23 protein-coding genes and 1 pseudogene are annotated in these 23,263 nt (G+C 65.5%); 11 read left to right on the top strand and 13 right to left on the bottom strand.

Features of this window, described 5'->3' with window-relative positions; translation table 11 throughout:
* Positions 1 to 251 (bottom strand): annotated as a pseudogene (locus MOX02_RS22310) (hypothetical protein); the annotation flags it as partial.
* A 1,198-nt stretch (positions 252 to 1,449) separates the two neighbouring features.
* On the bottom strand, positions 1,450 to 1,923 hold the full coding sequence (locus MOX02_RS22305; protein WP_147028034.1) for a hypothetical protein: 474 nt from the start codon (positions 1,921 to 1,923) through the stop codon (positions 1,450 to 1,452).
* 441 nt (positions 1,924 to 2,364) lie between these two features.
* On the opposite strand from MOX02_RS22305, the gene MOX02_RS22295 reads away from it, so the two are divergent.
* The 4 genes from MOX02_RS22295 to MOX02_RS22280 all read left to right on the top strand — a co-directional run bounded on the left by MOX02_RS22295 (position 2,365) and on the right by MOX02_RS22280 (position 6,013).
* Complete coding sequence (locus MOX02_RS22295; protein WP_147028032.1) at positions 2,365 to 3,504, top strand: 2OG-Fe(II) oxygenase; 1,140 nt, start codon at positions 2,365 to 2,367, stop codon at positions 3,502 to 3,504.
* 150 nt (positions 3,505 to 3,654) lie between these two features.
* Positions 3,655 to 4,017 (top strand): hypothetical protein, encoded by a 363-nt coding sequence (locus MOX02_RS22290; protein ID WP_147028031.1) that lies wholly within the window; start codon positions 3,655 to 3,657, stop codon positions 4,015 to 4,017.
* Between the two features lie 221 nt (positions 4,018 to 4,238).
* A complete protein-coding gene (locus tag MOX02_RS22285) occupies positions 4,239 to 4,601 on the top strand; it encodes a hypothetical protein (RefSeq protein ID WP_147028030.1) in 363 nt (120 codons plus the stop codon).
* A gap of 137 nt (positions 4,602 to 4,738) precedes the next feature.
* Positions 4,739 to 6,013, top strand: a complete 1,275-nt coding sequence (locus tag MOX02_RS22280; protein ID WP_147028029.1) for a cation:proton antiporter — start codon at positions 4,739 to 4,741, stop codon at positions 6,011 to 6,013.
* An 831-nt stretch (positions 6,014 to 6,844) separates the two neighbouring features.
* Here the strand turns inward: MOX02_RS22280 and MOX02_RS22270 are convergent.
* The 4 genes from MOX02_RS22270 to MOX02_RS22255 all read right to left on the bottom strand — a co-directional run bounded on the left by MOX02_RS22270 (position 6,845) and on the right by MOX02_RS22255 (position 10,191).
* Positions 6,845 to 7,114 carry a hypothetical protein gene (locus MOX02_RS22270; RefSeq protein WP_147028027.1) on the bottom strand — a complete coding sequence of 90 codons (270 nt, stop codon included), beginning with the start codon at positions 7,112 to 7,114 and terminating at the stop codon, positions 6,845 to 6,847.
* A gap of 112 nt (positions 7,115 to 7,226) precedes the next feature.
* Positions 7,227 to 7,997, bottom strand: coding sequence for a potassium channel family protein (locus MOX02_RS22265; protein WP_147028026.1), 771 nt, complete (start codon positions 7,995 to 7,997; stop codon positions 7,227 to 7,229).
* 177 nt (positions 7,998 to 8,174) lie between these two features.
* Entirely contained in the window at positions 8,175 to 9,515 is a 1,341-nt protein-coding gene (locus tag MOX02_RS22260) for a DUF2254 domain-containing protein (protein ID WP_147028025.1), read from the bottom strand.
* A gap of 151 nt (positions 9,516 to 9,666) precedes the next feature.
* Positions 9,667 to 10,191, bottom strand: coding sequence for a DUF421 domain-containing protein (locus MOX02_RS22255; protein WP_147028024.1), 525 nt, complete (start codon positions 10,189 to 10,191; stop codon positions 9,667 to 9,669).
* Positions 10,192 to 10,403: 212 nt separating this feature from the next.
* Between MOX02_RS22255 and MOX02_RS22250 the strand changes: the two genes are divergently transcribed.
* Positions 10,404 to 10,835, top strand: coding sequence for a cation:proton antiporter domain-containing protein (locus MOX02_RS22250; RefSeq protein WP_238179522.1), 432 nt, complete (start codon positions 10,404 to 10,406; stop codon positions 10,833 to 10,835).
* Here the strand turns inward: MOX02_RS22250 and MOX02_RS22245 are convergent.
* A protein-coding gene (locus MOX02_RS22245) for an IS5 family transposase (protein ID WP_147028023.1) occupies positions 10,825 to 11,594 on the bottom strand; the annotation gives its coding sequence in 2 pieces (ribosomal slippage) (positions 10,825 to 11,273 and positions 11,273 to 11,594; 771 coding nt in all). The two genes, MOX02_RS22250 and MOX02_RS22245, sit on opposite strands and share 11 nt — an antisense overlap.
* Between MOX02_RS22245 and MOX02_RS22240 the strand changes: the two genes are divergently transcribed.
* The 3 genes from MOX02_RS22240 (at position 11,491) to MOX02_RS22230 (ending at position 15,428) form a co-directional block, all read left to right on the top strand.
* A complete protein-coding gene (locus MOX02_RS22240) occupies positions 11,491 to 12,534 on the top strand; it encodes a cation:proton antiporter (RefSeq protein WP_147028022.1) in 1,044 nt (347 codons plus the stop codon). The genes MOX02_RS22245 and MOX02_RS22240 overlap by 104 nt on opposite strands.
* 416 nt (positions 12,535 to 12,950) lie before the next feature.
* Positions 12,951 to 14,129, top strand: coding sequence for a Na+/H+ antiporter NhaA (nhaA, locus tag MOX02_RS22235; protein ID WP_147028021.1), 1,179 nt, complete (start codon positions 12,951 to 12,953; stop codon positions 14,127 to 14,129).
* A 180-nt stretch (positions 14,130 to 14,309) separates the two neighbouring features.
* The gene (locus tag MOX02_RS22230; RefSeq protein ID WP_147028036.1) at positions 14,310 to 15,428 is read left to right on the top strand and encodes a site-2 protease family protein; all 1,119 of its coding nucleotides are present in this window, start codon (positions 14,310 to 14,312) and stop codon (positions 15,426 to 15,428) included.
* Between the two features lie 315 nt (positions 15,429 to 15,743).
* Here MOX02_RS22230 and MOX02_RS22225 read toward each other — a convergent pair whose 3' ends face one another.
* The 3 genes from MOX02_RS22225 to MOX02_RS22215 all read right to left on the bottom strand — a co-directional run bounded on the left by MOX02_RS22225 (position 15,744) and on the right by MOX02_RS22215 (position 18,547).
* Positions 15,744 to 16,220, bottom strand: a complete 477-nt coding sequence (locus MOX02_RS22225; RefSeq protein WP_147028020.1) for a hypothetical protein — start codon at positions 16,218 to 16,220, stop codon at positions 15,744 to 15,746.
* A 17-nt stretch (positions 16,221 to 16,237) separates the two neighbouring features.
* On the bottom strand, positions 16,238 to 17,434 hold the full coding sequence (locus MOX02_RS22220; RefSeq protein WP_147028019.1) for a tyrosine-type recombinase/integrase: 1,197 nt from the start codon (positions 17,432 to 17,434) through the stop codon (positions 16,238 to 16,240).
* Between the two features lie 429 nt (positions 17,435 to 17,863).
* Positions 17,864 to 18,547: a hypothetical protein gene (locus MOX02_RS22215; RefSeq protein WP_147028018.1), complete on the bottom strand. Its 684-nt coding sequence runs from the start codon at positions 18,545 to 18,547 to the stop codon at positions 17,864 to 17,866.
* Positions 18,548 to 18,756: 209 nt separating this feature from the next.
* Here MOX02_RS22215 and MOX02_RS22210 point away from each other — a divergent pair, with 209 nt between their 5' ends.
* The 3 genes from MOX02_RS22210 to MOX02_RS22200 all read left to right on the top strand — a co-directional run bounded on the left by MOX02_RS22210 (position 18,757) and on the right by MOX02_RS22200 (position 20,251).
* Positions 18,757 to 19,002 carry a hypothetical protein gene (locus MOX02_RS22210; RefSeq protein ID WP_147028017.1) on the top strand — a complete coding sequence of 82 codons (246 nt, stop codon included), beginning with the start codon at positions 18,757 to 18,759 and terminating at the stop codon, positions 19,000 to 19,002.
* Between the two features lie 164 nt (positions 19,003 to 19,166).
* On the top strand, positions 19,167 to 19,385 hold the full coding sequence (locus MOX02_RS22205; protein WP_147028016.1) for a hypothetical protein: 219 nt from the start codon (positions 19,167 to 19,169) through the stop codon (positions 19,383 to 19,385).
* Between the two features lie 152 nt (positions 19,386 to 19,537).
* A complete protein-coding gene (locus MOX02_RS22200; protein WP_147028015.1) occupies positions 19,538 to 20,251 on the top strand; it encodes a hypothetical protein in 714 nt (237 codons plus the stop codon).
* Between the two features lie 38 nt (positions 20,252 to 20,289).
* Here MOX02_RS22200 and MOX02_RS22195 read toward each other — a convergent pair whose 3' ends face one another.
* From MOX02_RS22195 to MOX02_RS22185, 3 genes are all read right to left on the bottom strand, one after another.
* The gene (locus MOX02_RS22195) at positions 20,290 to 20,904 is read right to left on the bottom strand and encodes a DUF1643 domain-containing protein (RefSeq protein ID WP_147028014.1); all 615 of its coding nucleotides are present in this window, start codon (positions 20,902 to 20,904) and stop codon (positions 20,290 to 20,292) included.
* A 333-nt stretch (positions 20,905 to 21,237) separates the two neighbouring features.
* Positions 21,238 to 22,275 (bottom strand): AAA family ATPase, encoded by a 1,038-nt coding sequence (locus tag MOX02_RS22190; RefSeq protein WP_147028013.1) that lies wholly within the window; start codon positions 22,273 to 22,275, stop codon positions 21,238 to 21,240.
* Positions 22,275 to 23,261 carry a PD-(D/E)XK nuclease-like domain-containing protein gene (locus tag MOX02_RS22185; RefSeq protein WP_147028012.1) on the bottom strand — a complete coding sequence of 329 codons (987 nt, stop codon included), beginning with the start codon at positions 23,259 to 23,261 and terminating at the stop codon, positions 22,275 to 22,277. Before MOX02_RS22185 ends, MOX02_RS22190 begins: the two co-directional genes overlap by 1 nt.
* Positions 23,262 to 23,263 lie beyond the last annotated feature (2 nt).

The following is a 23,263-nucleotide window of genomic DNA, read 5'->3' as shown; positions in this document are numbered from 1 at the left end:
TCCTGGGGCGGGCGATCCTTCGGGTCCGCGGGCTTGCCGGAGCCGGGGACCTCCCGGCCGCCCGCGGCCGGATCCGCGGTGGGCGGCGCCTTGCCCGTGATCTCGCCGCTCTGGCGCAATTCGCCCTTCGCGCTGTCGTTCGCGCCGGCGGCGCGCGGGGGCGGCGCGCCCTCGGAGGGCTGGGCTACGGCGGGACCCGCCGTGGCCAGGACAAGCAGGGCGGCGAGGCTGGCGGACGGGGCGCGCATCATCGAAAGGCTTCTCGGAGCGGATGGGTCAAGCGGCCGGACCCGGATCGGCCCTGCGCCATAGGAACCCGGCGAGACGGCCCCGGGTTCGGCGGGGTGCGCGACACCGGCTCCCGCCCCTTTCGGAAGGTCTCAGCCAAGTCCGCAGCCCGCGCGACAGCCGCCGAGATCCCTGATCGGGCAGCGACCCGGACGGACCGCGGCGTCGTCGCGCGGCCTCGGCCGGGCACCGCAATCGCCTGACACGTCACGAGAAATCTGGTGGGCGGTGAGGGACTCGAACCCCCGACCCTCTCCGTGTAAAGGATGGGTGTTAGCGCGCCCTCCTCTGCGTTTCCCTCTGCGATAGGCCTTCTCAAGACCTCCTGTGCCCGTTCGTTCCCGGAGTTTCTGGGGAATAACTGGGGGGAGGTTCTCGTCCCGTTCGCAACGCCTAGGGGCCAAAATCTGACGCTTGGTACCCGCTGGCGAGGGCCCGCTTGCGACCCTTCTCGGGCCTTCAGAGGTCTGCTTACCAGCAGTCTGATTGGCCCAGAACGACAGAGCCTGGCCGAAAGCAGAACGGCGGCTTCCGGGCGAGTCACTGAGGTTAGCGGACGTCCCAGTCCAGCCCGCCTTGTTCCTGGCCAAAGCCGTCGCGACCGACGTTCCAATAGGGCCTGGAACGTCAGCGCGTCCGCCGTTCCAAAACGCCGGATGACACCTTGAGCCCTGCTTGATTTCTTAAGGTCAGCCCTTCTGCGCTGAAGCCGCCAAGATCGCTCGGCGCAAGGCTGCCCTTTTCAACCCTTCGCTAGCCTCACGGTCCCTCAAAATCCTGCCCACGAATGCCGCTGAGTGTGCGATCCGAGCGACGTTGATGTGATAAGCGTTGCCCAAAGGCACCAGCTTCGGCGCTGGCGGCACCAAGGCAGCCTCAACGCTCGCCTGAACCTCCTCTGCGGTGACAAGGCCTCCCTTTAGCAGATTGCCGACGGTCAGGTCTGTCGCCATGGAGCAGAAGCTAAAACTCGAACGCGCTTTTTTAAACGAGCAGATGGTGGCAGGTAATCCGGCGCTCCGCTCGCTACTCTGCAAAATTAGCTGCGTATGATCGCGCTTCCACGTCGCGCTTAGGTCGATCCGGTCTGCCTATGCTTGCTCGAAGGCAAGCGATACATTCTCCTCCGGCAGCGTAGCGACACGCGACGACGCTTGGCCATCAATGCTGGCGGGCGTCTGCACTCACACCGTGCATTAAGCTGGCAGCGGGCTCCTCGGCCCTGCTGGCCGCTCGCAGGATTCCTGGCACGTCCGCTCCAGCCGTGCCAAAGCGCGACCACGCTGCCTGGCAGCGGCGATGATCAGGGTCAGCAAGGAAGTAGCTGTCCTGCTCCTCCAGCAAGGTGTTGAAAACCGCAGCTCGTACGCCGTGGCTGTTGCCGACATAGAGCTGGTATACGCGGTCCCACAGCACCTCATTCAACTCCCACTCGCAGTTCGCGGCTGCCTTCATCATCGCCAGCTTGCGCAGGCTCTGGCGCTCTGCGTGAGGCATGGACAGGAAGCCGTACTGCGCCTTCAACACCTTACCGCCGGCCCCGTAGCCACTCTCGGTGGTGAGCGCCCAGCCGGTGTAGGCCGCTGCACTCATAAGCACGATGCCGGCGAAGAGGGTTGCTCTGAGGATGGTCATCCACACACCTCGGGACCGCAGCGGTAGGGATCCTACAACCTTGACGGTATCATGGAAGCACATGCTGAGGGATGCGGCTTGACGGCTGAGCGGGGATGAAGGCCACGATCAAAACGCCTACCCAGAGAGCTGCCCTTGGTGTGGAGGCAGCAAGAGACCTGCTGCCGTACTCTCGGGCTGAGCAACGTTACTTGTTTCCGCTCAGCCGCTTGGCTGTTCTGCTGAAGGATAGAGATGATCAAGCTGATGCTCTTTGTAACGCTCGGAACCGCAACGACGCCGTCCGTCCCGGTTCACATCGGGACCTTCGATGACATGCAGAAGTGCGAACAAGCGGCGCGAGCATCGAAGTTGATCACCCCGGACGGAGGCTTGGCACCCAATCGCCACTTCGTCTGCGTGAACTCAGGCTCTCTTCAGTAATTCAGAAGGCCGGCTGCGATGAGCGTTGTCACTGATCAGCCGCGCGCCTACGCGCAGCTTCTGCTAGGCGATCCTGCACCCTGGTTCCACCAGCGCTCCTCCGGCAATCCCCGCTACGCGTTCGACACGGTCGCCGGACGCTACGTGGTGCTCTGCTTCTACGGCTCAGCTGGCGATGCGCAGGCGCAGCAGGCCCTGGCAGCCGTCGCGGCCAACCGACAGCACTTCGATGATCAGCGCGCGAGCTTCTTCGGCGTCAGCATCGATCCGGAGGATGAGGCGCAGCAGCGGGTTCAGGAGAGCATTCCCGGCATCCGCTTCTTCTGGGACTTCGACACTGCCGTGAGCCGCCTCTACGGCGCCGCGCCGAGGGAGCCGACGCAGGATGGAGCCACCACCCTCCGGCGCTTCTGGATGGTGCTCGATCCGGCCCTGCGCGTGCTCAGGATCTTCCCGCTCGGTGAGCACGCGGCGCTGTTCGCCTACCTTGACCAGCTGCCGCCGGTCGGCCACTCGGCCGGCTTCGAGGTTCAGGCGCCCGTCCTCGTGCTGCCGGACGTGTTTGAGCCTGAGGTCTGCCGGCACTTGATCGGCCTCTACGAGGCGCAGGGCGGCTTCCAGAGCGGCTTCATGCGCGAGGTCGACGGCAGGACCGTCGAGGTGCACGACCGCAGCCACAAGGTCCGCAAGGACTTCATGATCGAGGACGAAGGGCTCACCAAGCAGCTGCAGGCGCGCTTCCTGCGCCGGGTCATCCCGCAGATCGAGAAGGCGCACTGCTTCAAGCCGACCCGCATGGAGCGCTACCTCGTGGCCTGCTATTCGGCCGAGGACGGCGGCCACTTCCGGGCGCACCGGGACAACACCACGGCCGGCACGGCGCACCGCCGCTTCGCGGTCTCGATCAACCTGAACGCGGAGTTCGAGGGTGGCGAGGTGAGCTTCCCGGAGTACGGGCCGCGCAGCTTCAAGCCGCCGCCTGGCGGTGCCGTGGTGTTTTCCTGCTCGCTCCTGCACGCGGTCTCGCGCGTCACGGCCGGGCGCCGCTACGCCTTCCTGCCGTTCCTCTACGATGAGGCCGCGGCCAAGATCCGCGAGGCCAACGCCGCCAAGCTCGCGGGCGGCAGCGCCTACATGGCGCAGTCCAGCTCGTCTTAGCGGTGCGGCTGCGGGCACTCGCTGGATCCTTGGCGTTGATGCGCTGGGTCTGACCGCTTGAGGCCAGATCGCCGAACCCTCACATGGTCGGAACTGAAGAGCTAGCCGCAGGCTTATTGGCGGCCTTTATCGTAGGAGTGGGTGACAGCAATGAAGGGGGCCTACCCTTTCGCTCTGGCCGGTGTGGCATGGATCGCCATCGGCACCTGGGCTGAAGCTCGTCGTGCGTCCCTCCAAGAGGACAACCCGGCGCTTCGTGCCGGCATCGAGGCTGATCTCGCCAGTCGTTACTGCCCAGGACTACGCATCGACCCGGAGCGGTTCCGCAGCTTCGGGCAGGCGCATGGGCTGAGCCACGAGGACTTCTTCATGAAGCGCCGCTCGGCCGGTCTGAAGCAGAGCATTGCTGCCACGACGCAGCGACTGCGGCAGACACCCGGGTCTGCCTGCGATCGCCTGTGGGCTGATTACGGCACAGCCGGGCACGCAGCCCAACTTCTCAAGCGGATGTAGTAAGCTGCGACAGAACAAATTATCTCTGTTGTTAACGGATTAAAATAAGACACTATCCGTATTCAGAGGATTATTAAATTTCATTCATCTACCTTGTTGCCCCGTGCCGCCGTAGCCAGATCAATTTAGGCCAAGGATCTACTCTGCTGCTCTTGCTGAGGCAAGACTGGCAATGAACCTTGCCTGCATTCAGACGACGCCCTGGAACAAGGAGACGCATGATGACGAGCATCAAGAGCACCATGACCCTGTTCGGCGCCCTCATGCTAGCAACCAGCCCGGCCTGGGCTGTCACCGTGACCAACCAAGCTAAGCAGGAGCATACCCTCACCGTCGACCTCGGCGCGACGGAGAACGACCACAAGGTCGCTGCGGGCAAGTCCCTGAACGTTGACTGCCCGGTTGGCTGCGCCCTGCGCCTGCGTAGCGGACCAGCAGGCTATGACCGCATGGCCGACAAGGGTGACAAGCTCGTGATCAACCAGGACGGCTTCCTGCTCTACGCGGACGAGGAGCTGGTCACAGGCTCGGTCAAGGAGAAACCGACCGACAAAGGCACAAAGGGTGACGCCACACAGAAGTAAGACAGTCGCTCCGCCAGCCTAAGCGATCTCTGGCTGGCTGCTCTCGATTGGGACGCCAAGGCCACTGGCACTAAAGGGGCGGATCTCTGGCGCATCTACGCTGCGGAACAGCGGGAGCTGCCGGGGGTTCGCCCCCGATGAACGTCTACGTGCTTGCTTTGGGCGGCTTCGGCGCCCTGGTTCTGCTGACGGCTTGGCTGCCGATGGTGCTGCGGCAGCTGCCATTGTCCCTGCCGATCGTGTGCGTCGGCATCGGTGCGGCGTTGTCCAGTCTGCCCTTCGTCGCAGAGGCCGTCGCTCACCCCCGAGAGCACCTGCATCTCGTCGAGCGCCTGAGCGAGTTCGTCGTCATTGTCTCGCTCATGGGAGCAGGCCTGAAGCTGGACCGGCTGATCGGCTGGCAGCGCTGGATCGTGACCTGGCGCCTGCTCGGCATCGCGATGCCGCTGACGATCCTCGCGCTGGCGTTCCTTGCGAGCACCCTCCTAGGCCTTGGGGCAGCTGCTGCCGTTCTCCTCGCCGGAGCCCTCGCGCCGACCGACCCGGTGCTCGCCTCCGACGTCCAGGTTGGTCCGCCGCAGCAGGGCCAAGAGGACGAGATGCGGTTCGCCCTCACCTCCGAGGCCGGGCTGAATGATGGCCTGGCCTTTCCCTTTGTGCACCTGGCAATCGCCTTGGCGGCTGCGGAGGGTTTCGGGCTGTGGCAGCTCGGCGAGTGGTTTGCGATCGCGGTCTTATGGAAGATTGCTGTCGGTGTCGCTCTGGGTGCCCTGATTGGCCGCGGGCTGGGTTGGCTGACTTTTCACCTGCCCAACAACGCCAAGCTGTCGCGGACCGGCGACGGCTTTGTGGCGCTCGGCGTCACCTGCATGACCTATGCGGCCGTCGAGATCGCGCACGGCTATGGCTTCATCGGTGTGTTTGTGGCTGCCGTGGCGCTTCGCTCAGCCCACCACAGCCACGACTACCATCACAAGATGCACGACTACGCCGAGGAGCTGGAGCGTTTGCTGATGATGGTGCTCCTCGTCGGCTTCGGTGCGGCTCTGATCGGCGGTGGGCTGCTCAAGGGGCTGACCTGGGAGGCCGCGCTGTATGCCGGTCTCGCGCTCTTCATCGTGCGCCCTGTGTGCGGGTGGCTCAGCCTGCTCGGCACAAACCAGCCCACGAGCGAACGGGCGGTGATCAGCTTCTTCGGCATCCGTGGCTTGGGCACGATCTACTATCTCGCTTACGGGCTGAACCATGCGGTGTTCGAGCAGGCCGATCTGCTCTGGAGCACGGCCGGTCTGACGATCCTGATCTCCATCCTGCTGCACGGCGTGACCGTGACGCCCGTTCTGCGCTTCCTCGACCGGCGCAGCGGGCGTGACACGGAGAGCGCTCAGCTCGGCCTGCCCCTGCCATCTTAAGTCGGCTCGATCCGGCTCCCGCCGCGTTAGTGGGGGTAGAGCCGTCCGAGGAACGCTCGCAGCTCGATGCGCCTGAGTTCGTCCTCGACCACCTGAACGGCCTGCTCGCTGATCTCGCCGCGGCGCTGGAGGTGGTTGAGCCTATCCCGCGCGGCCTTCAAGGCACGACGGCGCAGCTCGTCCTGGGTAGGCCGCCTGAATGGATTGTGCATATGAGAAGAACGGCTGACCGCCCCAACTCAGTCCGTTGTCCAAGGCCTCAACGATGAAGCTCAGGTGCTTGAGCTATGAGGTCGGCTCCTCGCTGCTGGCCAGCATCTCGATAGTGGGGCGGCCCGATCCCACGGCTGCGCCCGGACCCTGGAAGATGGCACAGGCGTAAACATGAGGCTGCGCCTCGCAAGGATCTTGGCCAGCGGCACCATCGAAGCGTGCAGCCAAGGCACTGAGAACGAGTAGCGAGGTCACAAACGCCAGCAGCCTGAGACGTGCGGCCATAGCAGCAGTTCCGTGGTTGGACAGCGGTTGGATGCGGGTGATTGCGCGATCGGAGTTAACAATCCGACAAGGCGCGCGATCTGCTCTGCAGAGGCGGTCAGGGAGCCTGGCTCCTAGCGAGGATTGATCCAGCGGACACCAACGGCGCTCGGCTCCCCGGTTGTAGCCGGCTCGTCGCTGTCGGCATCCGCTGGCTCGGTCTGATGCAGCGGAACGATCAAGGCTTGAACGATGGCTGCCCCTGCTCCCAGCAGCGCCACGAGCAGGTAGATCGCAGCGGCCCGCCCCGCCTGATGCAGCAGTTCCCGTGGTAGGGTTCGCATACGGCCACCCCTAGCGTGCCCGGAGAGCTGCGAAGGGCGCCCAGAGAATGACCGCTACAGCGACGAACATCGCCGCTGACATGGTCACGGCCTGCAGCGGAACGACGCCTAACAGGAGCGGGTCCGAGATCTCAAAGAAGGCCGGCAGATGATGCTCGACCGCCCAGGCGAGGCCGATCACCAGGGCCGCGACTAGGAGGTGCGTGAGGAACACGAACGTGACGCGAACCATCTCGCGCAGAGCGGTAGAGAAAACCGATGGCTGCGTGGGCTTGGGCATGGGCCACCAGATCCCTGAAGGCTGCGGCAGGCAAGCTTGGGCGTTCATAGGGTCAACGCTCAAGCCGCAGCTTTTTTCCCGGGTGGCCGTCAAGAAAATGCTGGCGTGCCGCTCAGTAGGTCCCCTCGTCCGGGATGTTGACGAGAGCGCCGCAGGCCTTGCAGTGCACGGCGTCGGGCTCATGCCGTTGCAGCCCACAGGCGTGGCAGGGGTAGCGCACCTTGTAGGGTCGGAACAGCACCTGCGCGAGGCGGAAGAATAGCGTCACCCCGCAGATCATCACAACGACCGAGATGATCCGGCCCGATGTGCCCGGCAGGGTGATGTCGCCGTACCCCGTCGTCGTCAGCGAGGTGACGGTGAAGTACAGCGCGTCGACCGGGTTGCTGATCGCAGGGTTGGTGTGGTGCTGGGTCGCGTACACCACCCCGGTCATGATGAAGACGAACACCAGAAGGTTCGTGGTGGCGAGGATCACCTCCTCGTAGTTGCGGAACAAGACGCTGTCCTGGCGCAACCGATCGAGCAGCTGGTAAGTCCGCAGCAGGCGCAGGGTGCGCAGGATGCGCAGGAACCCGGCCCCTTCCACAAGGAGGGGCGCCAGGAAAGAGATGATCGCCGCGATGTCGGTCCAGGTGGTCAGGCGCAGAAACTCACGCGCCGGTCGCGGGCAGATGATCAGGCGGGCGCCGAAGTCGAGTAAGACGGCAAAGCCCAAGACAATGTCGGCCGCCACGATCCAGCCCATCAGAGGCAGGAAGGAGGACACGATCACGAAGGCGATGGTGGCGATGTCGAAGACGAGCAGCCCGTAGCGGAAGCGGTGCGCCCTGTCGGTCTCGCCTTCGTAGAGTTCCTTGAGCCGTGCAATCAGTGCAGTCATGGAGCCTGTTGAGAGAAGTGGCTGCTCTTGGTTCTCGTTAGGCTCAGGAGGGCCAACGGCGGAGGCGCGAGCTTCATCCTCAGCAGAGTACCAGAACCTCGCGGACGCATCGGCCCCTGCATGGACTCTCCCATCGCGCGAACTCACGGAGAGCTGAGGTCCCCAAAAGCCGACAGGTCAGGTCCGGAGCGGAATGGTGCCGTCGCCGATGTATTCGGGAGTTGGGGCCGCATTCCAAGTCTGCACGCTGACGAACTTGGCATGCCGTTCCACGAGGTCGGCCAAGTCATGCGGGTCGTTGACGTCCCGCCGCGCCGCGGAGATGACGAGATCGGCGTGCCGCCGGAGCACGGCGAGACGGTCGGTCAGCCGTTCGACCTCGGCAACGCGGGCGAGCACGTCAAGCATGCGGGCGAGGACGTGCACCGAGCCAGAGGCGTTCTGGCGGATCATGTGGAACATCGCATCGCACAGCCCATCGTAGTCCGTCACTGGATGGAGGAGCACGATGCGTCCGTCGCGGGCGATCACTCCCGTTGGCAAGTGGCGGGGCACAATCCGGCACAGAGCATCGCCCAGGTGGTCGAGCACGCTTGCCGCTGTCATGGGATCGTTGATGCTGGGCGAGAGCGCCCGCACCGCAATCTCAACGAGCTGCCGCACTGAGTATTCCAGGTCCTGCAGGGCCGCCGGTCGGCGCCCGAAGGTGAGTGAACGGGCAACGGCGTCGCCGGCTCCCCCAACGCCAGCGGACAGGAAGGCGGTGGGAAAGCCTACCGGCACGTAGTCGCCGGGGCGCACACGCAGGGCGAGGACCACGCCAGCCTTCTGCGCCCACTCGGCAAGGCTGCCGGTATCGATCGCTTGCAAGTAGCCGCCGTCCGCCGCGGCCACAGGGCTGCCCTGCGGTGTGTCAGGGGGCCGCTGCAGGCCCGCCGCGTCGAGGGTGCGCTCCTGGACAGCCTCGCAGAGGTCGCGGTGCACGGCGTCGACCACCGTCTCGACGTTGATGCTGGTGGCGATGTGGTGGACGAACCAGACGAGCGTTCCGAGGCAGACCAGCGCAAGGGCGACGGCGCCCGAGACGGCCAGATGTGGAACGAACGGCTCTTCCTCGACGGTGCGGACCGTGCGCAGGACCATCAGGGCGTAGGCGAACGTGCCGAGAAAGATGCCGAGCACGATCTGGTTGCGCGCGTCGCGCACGAAGTTTCGAAGAAGCCGCGGTCCCATCTGGTTTGAGGCGAGCGTCAGCGCGGCGATGGTGATGGAGAAGGTTGTACCCGCCACCCCGATGGTGGAGGACGCAACCGCGCTGAGCAGCGCCCGTGCACCCTCGGCACCGCCGGCCCAGCCCCAGTTCGCCGTGGGTGAGGAGGCATCGTGACCGGCAACGTGCGCCGTCTCCAGCCAGACCGCGAATTGAGCCAAGCCGATGCAGCCGAGCACGACCAAGGTTGGGCGGAGCCAGAACTGGTCACCCAGGAACTCGATCCATGCTCGTAGCCGCGCCCTCATCGACGCTCCTCCTGAGAAACTCTGACGCGATGCAGGGCGAAGTGGCTGAAGGCGGGCTCCCTCTCATGCATGCCGCGTCGAACCTCCCTGGGTCGTCAGCTCGGACGTCCCGGTGCATCGTAGGCGGGGTCGCATGAGCGGTCAGGCGGCATCACCCGCCGTGCGCACCGGCGACATTGCTCAGTGTTCCGTGCCGGAGCGCTGCATCCGACTTCTCGGTCATGACGCTCAGGGAGCCATCCGTCTCAAGCACGACCGCACTCACTGCTGCCACATCGTAGGCGCCCTGCGACCGCAGTGCCGCGAGCACCTCCTCTCGAGTTACGCGCTGCTCCCGAAGCGCTTTGTCGAGGAACCGACCACGATGCAACAGAAGGGACGGCTCGCTTTTCACCAAGTGTCCGACGGTTGGGAAGCGGACGGAAAGCCATGTGATGGCAAACTGAAGGACCACGAGTAGGGCAAATGCCAGCACCCCTTCTGCTAACGCCACGGACTTGCTGAGCAGAGTTGTTGCCAGCGTCGAGCCAAGCGCCACTGTGACCACCAGATCGAAGGCGTTGAGCTTGGTCAGTGTGCGCTTCCCCGAGACCCTCAGGAGTACAACGAGTGACAGGTAGGCCAGCGGGCCGACGATGAGGACGCGTGCCAGCCCGGTCCAACTATCGAAGATCATGGTGGAGGCCCCTCTGCCGAGCGCATGTGGGGAGCGGACGCGTCGCAGCCGGAATGGTTGCCTTGCCGGCGATCCTCATGCCCGTTTGAGACGTTCCTGAGTTCGGACGCGCTTCGAGCAGCGCTGGTACCGGATCGCTGTCCGTTTGATGCCGGAGGGTGGGCGCGGCACGCAGCGAAGGGCATTCACCACGCGAGACTCAGGACCACTGTGTGATCTCCATCTTCGACCTCGTCGCGATGCTGCTGACGCTGTCCGCGCTGTTCGGCTGGATCAACCGTCGCTTCGTGCACATGCCTCACAGCATCGGCCTGCTCGTGATGGGCCTCGTCGCCTCGCTGCTGCTGGTGCTCCTCGACGTCGCCTTTCCGAACCGGCATCTCTACGACGCGCTGACCGGTGCCTTACGGCAGATCGACTTCGCCGACGTGGTCATGAATGGGATGTTGGCCTTCCTGCTCTTCGCCGGCGCCATGACCCTCGACCTTAGCGCCCTGCGCAGCAGGGCTTGGCCCGTAGCGATTTTGGCACTTGTCGGTACCATCATCTCGACTGTTGTCGTGGGTGGTGCCTTCTGGGCCGCCGCTCAGGGCATTGGCCGCCCGATCTCCCTTGCCTGGGCGCTACGGCCTGTTAGCTCTTGAGCCAATCGAGGGCGGCTGCGAGCGAGAGAACGCCCATGAAGCTTGAAGCTGTCTTCTCGTAGCGGGTTGCGATGGCACGCCATTCTTTCAAGCGCGCCCAGAGCCGCTCGACGAAGTTGCGGTTGTTGTAGATCCAGTCCGGACAGGCGACGGGAGCTTCATTGCGCTTTGGTGGGATCGCGGGCCGGGCACCCAAGGTCCAAATGTGCTCGCGAAAGGCGTGGCTGGCGTAGCCCCGATCAGCCACCACCCACTTCGGCACGCCCGGCAGACGGTCCAGCAGCGGGATAGCGTGTGGGAGTTCATGGGCCTGACCGGGGGCCAGGATGAAGGCGACCGCGCGACCGAGACCGTCGGCGATCACGCAGGCCTTTGTGCCAAAGCCACCGCGCGAGCGGCCCAGCGCCTCGCGCCTGTCCCGCTCAGCTTGTGAGCCCCTTTTCGATAGGCTCCTGCGGCCTTCTGATGCGCACGGATGCTGGTGCCGTCGAGGAACGTCATCCCGAGCTGCACCCCGGCATGCTGAGCGAGGCGGAGCAGGCGCTCCCAGACACCGAGGCGGGCCCAACGGATGAAGGTCTGAGCCGCGCGAGCCCAGGGACCAAACTCAGCCGGGATGGCTCGCCACTTGGCCCCGTTCTGATGCCGCCAGAGGATGGCCGAGATCGTGCGGCGCAGCTCCTGCGGCGGGGTCTTACCCCGCGGCCGGCACGCCTCGATCAGCGGCGCCAGCTTTCTCCATTCTGCGTCTTCCAGCATCACTCCTCCCCGTCAGGAGGAGCAAAACGCCCGCACACGGAACACGTTCAAGGCCGAACAGGCCGTAGTCTTCGGTGCCCTGATCAGCCCGACAGACCCGGTTGCAGTGCTCGCCACGTTGAAGAACGTGAAGGTGCCGCAAGCTCTGGAGATCGAGATGCAGGGCGAGGCGTTGTTCAACGACGGCGTCGGCATCGTCCTGTTCACCGTTCTCCTCGGTTTTGCAGCAGGCATGCACAGCGAAACGTCCAGCGCGACTAGCGTCGCTCACCTGCTCTTGCAGGAAGCTTGTGGTGGTCTGCTCCTCGGCGTCGTGACCGGGTACGTTGCTTATCGTGCAATGCGGACCATCGACGACTTCCCAGTTGAGGTCCTGATCACGCTGGCGCTCGTGGCCGGCACCTATGCTCTGGCGCAAAAGCTCCATACCAGCGGGCCACTCGCCGTCGTCGCCGCCGGGTTGCTCGTCGGCGACAGGGCACCGCGCGACGCAATGAGCGAGCGCACACAGGGGTATGTTTCGGCTCTGTGGACGCTTATCGATGAAGTGCTGAATTCCGTGCTCTTTCTCCTGATCGGCCTCGAGGTGCTGGTCCTGCGCTTCGAGACGAACTCCCTCATTCTTGCCCTGGCGGCGGTACCGATTGTCCTGCTCGCCCGCCTCATCGCGGTCTCCGCGCCCCTGTTGGGGTTTCGATGGAGCGGGAACTTGTCCGCCCGCAATGTACCCTTTCTTACCTGGGCAGGTGTCAGGGGCGGCATCTCGGTGGCTTTGGCTCTCTCGGTGCCAGAGAGCGAAGCCAAGCCTGTCATTCTCGCTGCGACCTACGCCGTGGTGCTGTTCACCATCATCGTGCAGGGGTCTACCCTTGGCGTGGTTGCACGACGCACGCTCCATGACCAGGATCAGCCCATTGCTGCAAGGAAGGTGCCGACGTGAATTTGCAGATCAGCCGGCCCGCTTAGCCGAGGGTAGAACGTGGACCGGGTGATGCCGAACTCCTCCAGGCTGCGGCGCACCGGCAGGTGGGACTGCTCGACCAGCCGGATGATTTCCAGCTTCTCGGGGATACGTGGCTGCCAATGGCGTCGTGGATGCCCTCAACGCGCTGTCGGCGGCCGTCACGGGCGACCGCAAGCACTTTCACCTCACAGCGCCGACCACGCCCGGCGGAGCCCTGACCCCGCTGCCAATGGCCGAGGAATAGACCGCCGCGCGAGGTCATTTGCCTCGTCGGTTGAAGGTTGCGGGCATTCCGCGGTGATGCGATAGACGCGCCTCGGGTGCGCGGGCCGAAGGTCGGACCGGCAGGTTTCCAGCGTTGGTCGGGCCGCCAGCGCCGGAGACCTGTGCTTGTGTTGCGCTCCTCTCGCCCTGCATCCGTCCTGCGCGCCTTCCTGGCCAGCGAGGCGAGCGGCGGCCTGATCCTGATGGCCAGCGCGGCTCTCGCGCTGATCGTGGCCAACTCGCCCCTGGCCGACAGCTACTTCGCAGCCCTGAAGAGCTACCTCGGCCCCCTGAGCCTGCTGCACTGGATCAACGACGGCCTCATGGCCGTGTTCTTCCTGCTGGTCGGCTTGGAGATCAAACGCGAGGTGCTGGACGGGCGGCTGCGCACCTGGCCGGATCGCATCCTGCCGGGCGTCGCCGCGCTTGGCGGCATGGTCGCGCCGGCGCTGGTCTATGTGGCGGTCAACTGGCACTCGCCCGGGACCCTGCGCGGCTGGGCCATACCGGCGGCTACCGACATCGCATTCGCCCTCGGCGTGCTGGCCTTGCTCGGCTCGCGCGTGCCGGTCTCGCTCAAGATCCTCCTGACGGCACTCGCCATCATCGACGATCTCGGCGCCGTGCTGATCATCGCCGCCTTCTACACCGCCGACCTGTCGCTGCCGATGCTGGGCGGCGCGGCCGTCACGTTCGCCGTGCTGTACGGGCTCAACAAGGCCGGCGTCGGTCGCCTGCTTCCCTACCTGCTGCTCGGCGTCGTCCTGTGGCTGTTCGTGCTGAAGTCGGGCGTGCACGCCACCATTGCAGGCGTGCTGCTGGCGCTCACCATCCCGCTGCGCCTGAGCATCGGCAAACCGGATGACCCCACCTCGCCGCTGCACAAGCTGGAGCACGCCATCCATCCCTGGTCGGCCTACCTCGTTCTGCCGGTCTTCGGCTTCGCCAACGCGGGCGTGTCTCTGGCGGGCTTCGATCCGCACATGCTGCTGGATCCGGTCACGCTCGGTGTCGCGCTGGGTCTGTTCCTCGGCAAGCAGCTCGGCGTTTTCGGTTTCGTGCTGGCGGCTGTGAAGCTCGGGCTGGCGCAACGGCCGTCGCGGGCGAGCTGGACGCAGATCTATGGCGTGGCGCTTCTGTGCGGGATCGGCTTCACGATGAGCCTGTTCATCGGCCTGCTGGCGTTTGCCAACAATCCAGCGCTCGAAGCCGAGACGAAGATCGGCGTCTTGGTGGGCTCGCTCACCTGCATGGTGCTGGGCGCGTTGGTACTCCGGCTCAGCCCCAGTGCGGTGAAACGGGCCTGAATTTTCGCGGCAGGAGGGGTCGAAGAGCGGCCCTCAGCTCCGGTTGGGCCCTGCGACGCAGGGGCGTTGCAACTCAACTCACTAGTTCCGGTTGCTTCCCTGATCCGATGCTGTCGACTTGAGCCTCAGCTTCCAAGGCAGGCTCGCCTCGGAGCAGACAGGGACTTGGCAGGAGAAGCTATGGGCTGGTCGCTCCCGGTAGGCGTGGTGAAGGGCACGGTCATCCGCGTCCACATCACGTTCCTGCTCTTCCTCGTCTGGATCGGCGTGGCCGCCTTTGCCCGAGGCGGTCAAGGTGCCGCTTTGCAGAGCCTGCTCTACATCGTGCTCCTGTTTCTCTGCGTGCTCCTGCACGAGTTCGGGCATGTCTTCGCGGCCCGCCGCTACGGCATTCAGACACCCGACATCACGCTTCTGCCGATCGGCGGTGTCGCTCGCCTGGAGCGCGTTCCGGAGAAGCCAGCTCAGGAACTCGTCGTGGCGCTGGCAGGACCTGCGGTGAACATCGCCATCGCCCTGCTGCTCTTCCTGGCTCTCGGCGGCTTGGCCTCAGATGCCGGGGCGGAGGTGGCCAACCCCGGGGTGAGCCTGCTGGAGCGCCTGCTGTGGGTGAACCTCTTCCTCGTGGCGTTCAACCTGATCCCGGCTTTTCCGATGGATGGTGGTCGCGTGTTGCGCGCCATCCTCGCTCACCGTCTCGGCTATGCTCGAGGCACGCAGATCGCCTCGCGAGTGGGTCAGGCGCTGGCCTTCGCGTTCGGCCTCTGGGGCCTTCTCAGCGGCAATCCGCTGCTGATGTTCATCGCCCTGTTCGTCTATCTCGGCGCCGCCTCGGAGGCCCACGCGGTCCAGATGCAGCAGGTATCGCGCGGCCTCCTGGCAGCCGACGCCATGATCACGCGCTTCGAGAGCCTACAGCCCGGCAGCGTGGTCGAGGATGCCGTGCGCTGTCTCATCGCCACGACGCAGCACGAATTTCCGGTCGTAGACGGTGCGGGGCAGTTGCGAGGCGTGCTGACCCGCGACGACATGATCCGCGCCCTGCGCGAGCGCGGCCCGGAGACGCCAGTGCTTGAGGTGATGCGCTCTGACGTCCCAGTGGTGCGGGACCGCCAGCTACTGGAAGATGCGCTGCGGCTGATGCAGGAGAAGCAACTGCCGGCAGTCGGCGTGGCAGATGCAACAGGCCGGCTCGTGGGCCTGATCACGCCTGAGAATGTCGGTGAGATGATGATGGTCTTGGCCGCACGTCCTGAGCGGCGCTCGCCGATCGTGCCCCGGATCCGACCTTCCGCGTGACTGAAGGGGCCGCGGCCTGCAAGCCGCTGGTGATCGGTGCCGTCTGCAGCTTCCTTCATGATGCGGAAGAGGCAAAATTCCGCCTTGAGGCTAATAGCGGCGTGCGAGAGTGGATCAACGGATCGCCCTCTCCTGACGCGACCAAAACCCATAGTGAGAGCCGCTCCATGTCCGCTATGGAAAAGCAATCGGGGCTAGCTGGATGACCGCAATGGGCGCAAGGCGGAACGTCCGCTTGCGGGCGGCAAGCCAATCTCCGCAAACCGCCCGCAGCGGACCCTTCGTATCGCGGTACCAAGCGTCTGATTTTGACCACTAGGCGCCGAGACGCTTTGCCAGCGCGATCATGAACTCCGCCGCCTCCCGGATTACCTCACTGGCGACGAGGTACCGGTCTGTGCCGGTCAGGGGTTCGCCGAGATCAATCAGGAGGTACGGAACGCCGAAGGGGCCGATTCCAAATGGGCCCTGCCCGTATCCTTTAATCTTCTCGCCTGGATGAACGGGGAGCGCGTGCTTCGACCCGTTCGCAAGTTCGGTGATGAGGGGGAAGCGAGGGCAGTTCGCGTCGAGCCAGTCTCGAAATGCCTCACGCTTCCGGAGAACAGTTCCATAGACGCGAGGTGGGTTCATGGGATTCAGCACGTGGACCCATAGCCATTCGTGCAAATGATAGGTCGATGTAACCGCGTTTATCGCACGGCTGGGATTGCTAATGGCGGCCAACAGATCGGCGAGGTCCTCCTCGACCTTCTCGCGATACTCCTTAGCGTTAGTGATCGCGAAAGGCATCCTGGTCTCCGCCTAGTTTAGGTCCGCCGTCGCCGGCCTGACACGCTCTCTACCACACTGCGGAGGTGCTCGGGCGCGTGGTGACCGTAGACTCGCTCGACGATCGCCTCGGTGGTGCCGAGCGCCATCGCGACCTTGCTGAACGGGACGCCGTCCATGACCGCCCAGGTGGCGAAGGTGTGCCGCAGGATGTGCGGCGTGACCTCCTCGCCGAGGCCGGCCGCCTTGCGTGCAGTGGTCCAAGCACGGCGCAAACGATCAATCGGCTGCCCCCCGAACTCGACGACGTGCGTGGTGCTGATCCTGCTCCAGCGCCGCATATGGCCGTGCAGCCGGCGCGACATTGGGATGGGCGTCCGCCGCTTCGAGCTCTCACCCTCTCGGAGGCCGCGCCGGTAGAGAATGCCGGAGCGTAGGTCGATATAGCCGCCCTCCGTCGTCGCCAGCCACTTCAGGCGCAGGATCGCTTCATGCCGGGTGCCGGTGTAGAGGCCGACCAGGATGAAGCGCGCGACGTGGCGCGACTTGTCATAGGTCCGCCCCTCGACGTCGCGGGGGCGGCGCCACATCTCTCGGCCCGTCTTCGGGCTGATCCCGACCTTCCGGAAGCCGAGGGCGGCCCATAGCAGGCGCGCGGCCTCGGACCGGTCGAGCCAGCGGTCGCGCGGCGGCGCCTTCTCGGGCATCGTCACAACGACGGGGTAGAGGAGCTTGTGCTCCTTGTGCGCGTAGCCGAACGCGGCAGAAAGCACGCCGAGTTCGCGACGGACGGTCTGCGAGCCGATGCGGGGCACTTGGTCGATCGTCGCAAAGCGGTAGCCTAGGCCCACTTTGAAGCGCGCCTGCGGCTGAGCCATCCGCCACGCGGCATAGGCGCGGCACACGTTCGGGGTGGCATGCGCCACCATCTTCCCGTCGAAGAACTCGATTAGGTGCGGCAGCGCCCCCCAGACGACATCGGGCCGCTCGGTCTGCTCGGCGCGCTCGTCCGCGTAGAGAGTCAGGACGTCCGTGATGAGGACGCGAGCGGGATCACCTTTGCCGAAGTCGGGTTTGTGCTTCTCTGCGAGGTATTCCTGCAGCGCTCCTTCAGCCTCTCGACGCTCGCCAAAGCCGAAGCCCGTGCTGCGCTCGTAGCCGCCGGTGTCTCGGATGACCCAGCGGTCTTCCTTCTTCCGATAGTAGAGGCGGGCACCTTTGGCTGGACGTGGCATCGGTCAATCATCCGCCTGATATCGGCGAGCGTGGTGAAGTGCTTGCCGGCGATTTCGAAGATTCGGAGGCGACCACGCTGCGCCTCGCGCCGCAAGGATTTTGCGGACACGGTACCGGCCGCGCCGAAGTAGAAGGCCGCCGCGACGGGCAGAGTCAGCGGCGTGTCGTCCTGGACCTCGGACCGGTCTGGGATGCGGACGGTCACCCTCCCCTCCCCCGCTCAAAAATCGCGCGCACTACGGGTGTGCTCGCCGCAGTCACATCGGAACCTCCGTGCGGACGAGCCGCCTTCGAGGACCGGACGGCGCCGAGCTCCCGGTAGCGGGCGAACCGATCGGTGTCGGTCTGCGGCGGGACACTGGGCGACGCGGCCGCGCGGCGGAGCAGGCGGTAGCGCTCAAAGCGCTCGGCATCAGATTGCGGCAGCCTCACGCGACCAGCTCCATCTGCTCGGGGCGCCGCTCCCAGCGGCCCGGCGTCTGCATTGCGTCCCAACGGTCAGCCATGCCGCGCGCAGTGTTCTGCGGACGGTTGTGGTTCTGGGCGATGTCAGTGCTGTCGACGGAGGCGAACGGCCACTCCCGGCCGGAGCACTGCATGCCGCGCAGCATGTGGATCATCGGCAGGCGGCGGTGTTCGGCGGCGAGCGCGTTGAAGCACTCGTTCATCCGGCGCCTCCACGGATCGGACAGCACCACCGCGTACTCGGCCGTCGAGCCAATGCAGACTCGTGGCCACTCCTGGCAGAGCCGGAGCAAGCGGTGCAGCGGCTCATCCATGTGCCAGACCGGCGCGCCCTTCTGCCCGTGCGGCGACTCGCGGATCAAGGCGTCCTGCAGCTGCGAGCCGCCGTCGATCACGTCGGGGATCACCGCCCAAGTGGTCGGGAAGTCGAGCCAGCGGTCGCACCAGTCGTAGTAGGCGGGCCAGTCCGTCTCAGCGCCGCGCTTCCACTTCGAGAAGGCGCCGTTGTCGAGCATGACGCTCTGGCCGATCTGATGCACCCGAGCGACGTCGTCGGGCCGCGCGTGCGAGACGCAGAAGCAGCGGCCGGCGAGCTGGTAGAGCGCGGTCAGCGGCGTGATGGGCGTGCCGTGGTAGTGGACCATCACGCGGTGGCCTCCCGATCACCAGCGTTGGGGTGGAGCGGGGGCATCAGGCAGGACGCGTCGATACTGATTAGACCGCAGGAATTAGCACTGATCCGCGGTATATCTTCGCATATCGCAACAACATTATTGATTGTCTGCGCGACGGCCTCATGCTCGCATCGGGCATGACTCGAGCCGAAGCAGAAGCCGGTAGACAGTACCCCGAGGCCGTGAGCGACTTGATCGTCGATCGGCTCGCGATGTTGCTGCTGCAGCAGATGCTTTCCGAGCTCGCGCGCACCTACCGCATGGAGGGCGCAACCGCTGCTCGCCTGATGCTTGCCGACATCGAGGAGGAGATCGCAGAGCGGCTCTACCTCATGTGCGATGTCTCTCCACTGATCCGAAACAGTCGCGAGGTGATCCGCGCCGTCGCGTTGCGGGTACGCGCCGAGCTGCGTGGCCAGCACGTCTGACGCCGGGTGCTGGATGGGCGCAAAGAGCATCAGGCGGCCCTCGTAGTCACGTTCGAGGGCGTACTGATGTGACCTGCTCTGCGGATGAGGCGCCGCCACCTTCTCGTTTCTATGAATAGGCCTTGAGTACAAGCAGGCTGACTTTGGAGTGGCGGAGATCGGACATGTTCGATCTGACGTGGCTCATTGCGTTCGCACTCGGCTGCATTCTCATCCATACGGCTGAGCGTTATGCAGCAGTATTGACGCCATTCTTGCTCGGCACTGCCTTGATCCTCGCCACGATGGTTGGAACCATCTTGTACCATCAGGCCATGGTGCGAATATCGGCTGATCTGCCGCTCTATGAGGCCGCCGCATTTGGTGTCGCCGTCGGGCGTTAGAGCCGCTTGAACACTATTGGTGTTCGCGCACCTAGTGCCCCTGTCGAAGGCGGGCTGAGTTGGATCGCGCGTCACGACCGCGCCTCCCAGCTCGGGCCGGTGGGGCTTGCGAGTTCGGCTGCGCTCACGCCATGAAGGCGCGGGGGGAGCCGATGGCCTACGATCCGATTGAGTACTGGCGCCGCGCGTCCTTGTTCGGAGTCGGCATCGTAGCGTGCTTCGGGCTGATTGCCGTCATCGGGCCGCAGATGTGCCCGGTGCCCAAGGCGCTCCTCACTACCGACCAGATCACCTCGAGCCTCCAGCCGAACTGCCTGGAGTTCTGGTTCAACCGGTACCAGACGCTGCTCGGTGTGATCGGTGCGTTGATCGCCGCCCGCTATGCATGGCTCGGTGTCCAGCGGCAGATCGCAGTAGCTAATAAACAACTGGACATAGCCTTGGGCGACGTGCCTCCCGACATATGGCTGGATCGGATCTTTATCTCCGAAAGGGATGATGCGCTCTTCTTCCGTATAGCGGTGGTAAATCACAATCGCCGGCCGCTGATTGTGACAGAAATAGCCCTTACAGAGCCCGGTGCTGCGGCCTTGAGCGTTGAGCGCGTGGACGATCAGGGAAGAGGGAAGCCTTTGGGAACCGGCGCGGTCGCGAACACGCAGCGCTTCCGAGAAACCGTGCAAGGAACTCGCCCAAGCGCCCCGGAAGCCCCTCAAATGACCTTCCAGCTGGCCCTGTACACTGCAGCGCCCGCCGATGGTCCACACCCGGACCGGGCTTCGTTTCGAGTCCGCTATGAGATGTTCGGGCTCAATGACGACCCCCGAACGGTCTCGCTCTCCTGGAGTGCTTCGGAGGACGAGTGACGCATCACCCCCGCCCCCGGCGCTGTGCTTTGCGAAGGTCATGCGGCGGCTCCTTCGCTCGGCGATCCAGCGCGCCAGAGCACCGGCTGGGCATGATCAGGGATGCGGTTGCGGCCGCGAGCCATCGGGTGGACCGGCGAGCCGTCCTTCGATTGCGCGAAGCAGTGCAGGTCGGGCCAGGGCGACTCGTCGCTCTGAATCTGCTCGCAGACGTGATCGACCCACTCGGGACCCCAGGCGCCGGCGCCCCAGCAGGGCACCACCAGCGCAGCGGCCTTCGCCTCGCGCACGACGATGCCGAGGTTCTCCTGGATGACGTCGCGGACGTACCAGTCCGGCCCGTTCTCCTGCCACCGCGACCAAGCGCGGCAGGCGGCAGGCGTCGAGGACCGGAAGGGATAGAGGTTCACCGCCGTGAACCCGCCGTAGCCCCAGACTCGGGCGAAGTGGATCCAGCGGCGCACGGTCGGATCGTCGATGCGGTGGTCAGCCGTCGACGGATTCAGACCGATGAAGCAGACGCGCCCGCCCTCGCCCCAGGTGCGGGTCAGTGTGAAGCGGTAGGTGCCGCAGCGCGAGAGCGACGCTGCGCGCTGAATGGTGTCGGTGAAGGCGACGCCGAAGAGGTCCTTCTCGCGGAGGGCGCTCGGCATCACGCGGCAGCCCTCGTCGGCCTGGCCGGCTCCCGATTCCCGCCGAACCCTTGCCAGCCCTCCCGGTTGATCTGCTGACGGCTTTCAACGATGCGAGAAGGAACGCAGATGCTCGAGCGGCCGGACGGCTCTCCAACCCCGGAGCAATGGGCGGCCGCAGACCTCACCGCCCGGGCGGTGGCACCGTGGTTCTTCGCGTTCCGCGCCTGGCAGACCATCTGGGTTGTGCCGTGCTTCGAGGCCGCACTCTCCATGGGCAAGGTCTGGGGACTACAGGCTCCGGCGGAGCCATCATCGCGAGACTGAGCGGCGGCGTGCTGGGGCGTCGTCATGTCAGGCGGCCTCCGTCCCACTGAAGCCCGGGAAGCCGTCGTCATCGCGAGCGTCGGCATCGTTCATCAGGTCGCGCAGCTCGCCCTCGATCGGCTCCAGGGCGGCGCTCTGCGCCTCCGTCAGCCGCTGACTCCAGAGGCCGAAGGTGTCGCTGCCAGCGCGCGCCTTCTGCCGGGCGGCTTCGTGCAACTCCTCGAGCTTGGATTTGCGATCCGCGGGGCGCTGGTCGCCCTGTGGCTTGCCCTGCGGATCAGGCTTCCGTTGCTCCTCGATCGTGCCGCCTCGCGCCCACTGCGCGAGGTTGCGGCCGATCTCCTCGTCGAGCGGCCGGCGGTTCTTTAGCAGCAGGTCCCGAAACTGCTCCGGGAGCTTCAGCATCTTCCGCTCGCCCGGCATGTCGGTCTGCCAGGTCGGCACGCCGTTCGCGCCCGGCAGCAGCAGGGCGTTCACGGTCATCTCGAAGAGAAATTCCTCGCCGGCGATCGGCATGTAGCCGAGCTCGGTCGGGCGGCCGCCCTGGATCTTCAGCTTGTCCTTCGCCCGGAAGCAGAAAATAAAGTTCGCGTTCAGCTGCAGGACGCCGTTGATGAACTGCCGCCGCTGCTTCGCCGGCACGATCCAGGCCGAGTAGGTGGCCTTGTCGCGCTTCGCCTTGTCCTGTCCCGCGATCCGGTCGAGCTCGGCCTCCTGGGTCATCAGGTAGCCGCCCACGCCCTCGTGCTCGTGGCTCATCGAGTCGACGATAATCGTGCGGGCGCCGCGGTCGACGCAGTACTGGAGCGCCGCGAGGTAATCGAGCGAGCCGAAGGGCGCGCCGAACTCGACGTGCCGGAACTTGAACCGATCGGCGTAATGCAGCGCGCGCTTCGATTCCGTGTCGATCACGAAGATGTCGCCGCCGGCCACCTGCTGGATGCCTTGGCCGAGCCTCAAGGCGCTGAAAGTCTTGCCCGAGCCGGAGGGCCCGAAAAGGCCGACGAGCAGCGGCACCTGCTGCCGAACCGCGTCCTTGTCCTCGAACGTGCGTGCTTGAGCCATCAGGCGGCGTCCTCTGTCGGGGAGTAGGGGGAGAGCGCGAGCGAGATCTGCGCGCCGTAGCGGCGGAAGAGCGGGTCGGAGATCTCGCGCGCTTCCCAGCGCGCTTCAGCCCAGCTCGCGGGCTCGACGGGCGACACCTCCTCCGGGTAGCCGGGCCAGACCCCGCTCTTCAGGCACTCCCGAAAGGCTACGGCCGCCGCGATCATGCGGCGCTCGCCGAGGTACTGCTGGCTGCCCGTGAGCGGCACGACGCGGACCTCGTGCGGCGCGTCGGCCTCGACGAAGACGAACCGGAAGCGGATCCGGCCGGAGAGCTCCGGCATCAGATGCGCGAGGCCGCGGCGGTACCACGCCTCCTGAATGTCGAGGCCTTCGGCGATGCGAGTGGCCAGTGTCCGGTCCGAGAGGCCGGCCGAGGTCGTCTTCAGGTCGTCGATCGTCGCCGTGTCGAGATCGAACCAGTCGAGGAGCGCTCTGCCCCAGATACCGGTGCGGTCGCGCCAGATCAGCGCCAGTTCGCCCTCGCCGTGCACGAAGGCGCGCTCGGCGCCGCGGGTGGTCTGCAGCCGCTGCTGGACGGCGGCCACAATCTTCTCGGCGCGCTCCAGATCGCAGGGCAGCACCGGGGTCTCGCCTCGGGCTATGGCGTCGTCGCGCTCGGCCTGGGCCGCCTTGCTCTGGTAGGTGGTGACCGGCTCGCCGCCCTTGTCGGTGGCGGTGATCACGTGGATGCCGCGGCCCTGACCGGTCAGCAGCTCGTGGGCGACGCTGCCGGTGTCGAGCTTGCGCTTCTTCGGGTCCTCGGCCTCGGCGCCCAGCCGCGGATGCGCCGCGTGGGCGTGGCGCTCGGTCTGCTCGACGATCGTGCGGGCGATGCTAGAGGAGAGCGACGGCTCTGGGCAGGGATCGGCGTGGTAGAGCGCCGCCGGCATTCGGTAGAAGCCCGGGCCCGACACCTTCCCCTCGGTGTGCTCGATGATCCGCATGG

Origin of the sequence: Methylobacterium oxalidis (genome assembly GCF_007992195.1) — a bacterium.
GTDB lineage: Bacteria > Pseudomonadota > Alphaproteobacteria > Rhizobiales > Beijerinckiaceae > Methylobacterium > Methylobacterium oxalidis.
Note: the sequence above shows the minus strand (reverse complement) of the source record. Positions and strands in the feature narration are given on the sequence as shown.

Excerpts from the sequence above, each read along its gene's own strand:
- MOX02_RS22305 (WP_147028034.1), bottom strand. The coding sequence starts at position 1,923 with ATGACCATCCTCAGAGCAACCCTCTTCGCCGGCATCGTGCTTATGAGT.
- MOX02_RS22295 (WP_147028032.1), top strand. The coding sequence starts at position 2,365 with ATGAGCGTTGTCACTGATCAGCCGCGCGCCTACGCGCAGCTTCTGCTA.
- MOX02_RS22290 (WP_147028031.1), top strand. The coding sequence starts at position 3,655 with ATGAAGGGGGCCTACCCTTTCGCTCTGGCCGGTGTGGCATGGATCGCC.
- MOX02_RS22285 (WP_147028030.1), top strand. The coding sequence starts at position 4,239 with ATGACGAGCATCAAGAGCACCATGACCCTGTTCGGCGCCCTCATGCTA.
- MOX02_RS22280 (WP_147028029.1), top strand. The coding sequence starts at position 4,739 with ATGAACGTCTACGTGCTTGCTTTGGGCGGCTTCGGCGCCCTGGTTCTG.
- MOX02_RS22270 (WP_147028027.1), bottom strand. The coding sequence starts at position 7,114 with ATGCCCAAGCCCACGCAGCCATCGGTTTTCTCTACCGCTCTGCGCGAG.
- MOX02_RS22265 (WP_147028026.1), bottom strand. The coding sequence starts at position 7,997 with ATGACTGCACTGATTGCACGGCTCAAGGAACTCTACGAAGGCGAGACC.
- MOX02_RS22260 (WP_147028025.1), bottom strand. The coding sequence starts at position 9,515 with ATGAGGGCGCGGCTACGAGCATGGATCGAGTTCCTGGGTGACCAGTTC.
- MOX02_RS22255 (WP_147028024.1), bottom strand. The coding sequence starts at position 10,191 with ATGATCTTCGATAGTTGGACCGGGCTGGCACGCGTCCTCATCGTCGGC.
- MOX02_RS22240 (WP_147028022.1), top strand. The coding sequence starts at position 11,491 with ATGGCCGAGATCGTGCGGCGCAGCTCCTGCGGCGGGGTCTTACCCCGC.
- MOX02_RS22230 (WP_147028036.1), top strand. The coding sequence starts at position 14,310 with ATGGGCTGGTCGCTCCCGGTAGGCGTGGTGAAGGGCACGGTCATCCGC.
- MOX02_RS22225 (WP_147028020.1), bottom strand. The coding sequence starts at position 16,220 with ATGCCTTTCGCGATCACTAACGCTAAGGAGTATCGCGAGAAGGTCGAG.
- MOX02_RS22220 (WP_147028019.1), bottom strand. The coding sequence starts at position 17,434 with ATGCCACGTCCAGCCAAAGGTGCCCGCCTCTACTATCGGAAGAAGGAA.
- MOX02_RS22205 (WP_147028016.1), top strand. The coding sequence starts at position 19,167 with ATGTTCGATCTGACGTGGCTCATTGCGTTCGCACTCGGCTGCATTCTC.
- MOX02_RS22200 (WP_147028015.1), top strand. The coding sequence starts at position 19,538 with ATGGCCTACGATCCGATTGAGTACTGGCGCCGCGCGTCCTTGTTCGGA.
- MOX02_RS22195 (WP_147028014.1), bottom strand. The coding sequence starts at position 20,904 with ATGCCGAGCGCCCTCCGCGAGAAGGACCTCTTCGGCGTCGCCTTCACC.
- MOX02_RS22190 (WP_147028013.1), bottom strand. The coding sequence starts at position 22,275 with ATGGCTCAAGCACGCACGTTCGAGGACAAGGACGCGGTTCGGCAGCAG.
- MOX02_RS22185 (WP_147028012.1), bottom strand. The coding sequence starts at position 23,261 with ATGCGGATCATCGAGCACACCGAGGGGAAGGTGTCGGGCCCGGGCTTC.